The organism is Fibrobacter sp. HC4 (genome assembly GCF_023373925.1).
In the GTDB taxonomy this organism is placed as follows: domain Bacteria; phylum Fibrobacterota; class Fibrobacteria; order Fibrobacterales; family Fibrobacteraceae; genus Fibrobacter.
This window is the reverse complement of record NZ_JALCZV010000048.1, coordinates 1-2,520: the sequence shown is the minus strand read 5'-3', so window position 1 is coordinate 2,520 and position 2,520 is coordinate 1. Positions and strand designations below refer to the sequence as shown.

Annotated in this window: 2 protein-coding genes and 1 pseudogene; all 3 read left to right on the top strand. The window is 44.6% G+C overall.

The annotated features are described in order from the left end of the window. Positions 1-843: FISUMP domain-containing protein (locus MMG03_RS15770; protein WP_249506721.1), on the top strand; the 843-nt coding region annotated here is incomplete at its 5' end. A gap of 21 nt (positions 844-864) precedes the next feature. After that, positions 865-1,113 carry a hypothetical protein gene (locus tag MMG03_RS15765; RefSeq protein WP_249506720.1) on the top strand — a complete coding sequence of 83 codons (249 nt, stop codon included), beginning with the start codon at positions 865-867 and terminating at the stop codon, positions 1,111-1,113. A 784-nt stretch (positions 1,114-1,897) separates the two neighbouring features. Beyond that, positions 1,898-2,520, top strand: a pseudogene (locus MMG03_RS15760) (hypothetical protein); the annotation flags it as partial.

Sequence of the window (2,520 nt, the reverse complement as noted above, 5' to 3'; positions counted from 1 at the left end):
AGTAAAGCGAGAATCCCTTGCTCTGAAGAAGATGAAATGGCAACACTTAATGGAGTCGATGTTATCTGTCATGACGGGTATTGGGTTCCGGCCTCCTCCAGTTCGGCTGTGCCGACCAGCAGCTACTTCGACATGACGAACCAGTTTAATGAGAAGGTGTCTTACGGCGAGTTCACCGACCCGCGCGACGGACAGAAGTATCGTACGGTGAATGTGTATGATGGAAAATTTTTTACGGATACATTAATCTTTTTCGCTGAGAACTTGAACTTCGGCAAGATGGTGCCTGGAGGCACGGTGTTGGGGGATTCTACCAAGTATTGTTACGATGATGATCCGTGGTACTGTGACAACGGCTGGGGTGGATTATATACCTGGAGTGCCGCAATGAATATTACTTCAATTTGTGATTCTGTTGAGCTGGGGTTGGAAAAATGTCCTTATGAGTTTCAACGCGATAATGACGGTGTAATGATTGATGGCGACATTATTCATCAGGGAATCTGTCCAGAAGGATGGCATATTGTACATGATGGGGAGTGGGCGTATTTGCAGCAAAAAAGCGGCAGTAGCGCATCTTATTTGGGCTCGAAAGTTGCTGGTTTCGGTAACAACTCTTCTGGTCTGTCGATATTGCCAACAGGAAGTTGGGAGCGGTATCCGAATGGATCGTTAGTTTTTAGAGATATAAAAAAGCAAGCTATTTTTTGGACGGCACAACAATCAGAAGGCAATGCTGAAAAAGCATTTCTTGTCTCGTTGGGCTCTCAAGGTATAGATCGCCTTTATAAAGATTCTAAATCGAATCGAGCGCTTTCCATTCGCTGTGTAAAAAATTATTAAACCGAGATTTTTTAACAAATCATGGGCTCGAAGGTCGCCGGCTTCGGTAGCAACAACTACGGCCTGTCGATACTGCCTGCCGGTGAATGGAGCGCATTGGACAGCAGTTTTGAGGTTATTTCAACATTTGCGTTACTTTGGCTACCGCAACAGTATCCGGGATACGATGATTGTGCTTATGCGTCGATGGTAAAAACTAACGACTTCAACAGGTTTGCGAGAAGTGGAAAAACGCAAGCTCTTTCCATTCGTTGTGTGAAGAACTACTAGTTCTTTACACCCTTCAACAAAAAAGTTTAACAAAAATCAGGGTTATGCCAAATAACCCATAGGGGGGGACTTATGTCCAAGAAGAACAATAAGGGTAGCAAAAAGAAAAACAACCGTAACAATTACAAAATCGAGTCTCTCGAACCGAGACTCTTGATGTGCTCGCTGCGTAAAAATGATGCTCACATATAAATTTTTTAAAAAGCCGAAGAAGGCTTAATTTTTTTTGAAAACGTGGAATTTGCGGCAACCTTACGGGATGCCGCATTTTTTATGTCGTAATGTTGTAAGTTGTTTATAATTTTGTGGTGTAAGATTTTTGTATTAAGTATTTTTTTTATTTCAATATAAAGTAAAGTTTTGGGATGATTTTGTATGACATCCGGCTTATTATTTACTAATTTTTGGGATGTATGTTTTTTGCCTATGAAGTTGTTTCACCTTTGAAAAAATTATGAGTTATGAGCTGTGAGCTATGAGTTGTGAGTTACGCGGCTTCGCCGCAGGAGAAGGCGATTGTGGGCATCGAGAGTCCCCTCAAGACTTAAGGTTCCTCAAGTTTTTTCCGCTTACACGGTTTTCCGCCGCTGATACGTTGTTCCGCAGCGAACCTCTAAACCCGCGGCGAAGCCGCCAAATTTCCTCTTATAATTCATAGTTCTTAATTAAAACCCCGCGCCAACGGCGCCAAATTTTAACCTCGAAGCGAGCCCCGCGAGCGCGCTCATACCTCGAACCTCGTGCCTCATCAACAATTTCTATCTTCTTTCTTTGGAGTGAACAAATGAATCGACTGTTACCTTTTGCCCTGGCCCTGTTCGCGGCAACCATGTTCTTTACCGCCTGCGGTGACGACGACAGCAGCAGCTTCGTTGAACCGGAAAAGGAATCCTCGTCTAGCGAAATCCTGAGCAGCGGCGACGGGACCAGTGACGGCAATGGAGACAAATCTAGCAGCAGTGTCTCGTCTTCGACTACGAACAGCTCTTCCTCTGCGAAATCCAGCTCGTCTACAGGAGACAAGAACAGTGGCGGTGAGTCTAACCCCGCCTCGTCAAGCGTTAAGTCGAGCAACTCGGGAACGTCTGCGGACTCGTCGGCAGGGAATAGCAGTAGCTCTAGTGAATCTGCATTAGAACCCTGTGATGCAGAAGAAGAAGGGGAGACAAAACGTGTCTTGGCAACAGGGGTCAGATATATTTGTAAGAATGGTTTTTGGGTTGAGGTTGAATCGTCTAGTTCTGTTAGCAGTAGTAGCTATTTTGACATGACGAACCAGTTTAATGAGAAGGTGTCTTACGGCGAGTTTACCGACCCGCGCGACGGGCAGAAGTACAGGACTGTTAGTTTGTATGATAAAGTTTATGATATTACCTATACGATTTTCGCTGAGAACCTGAACTATGG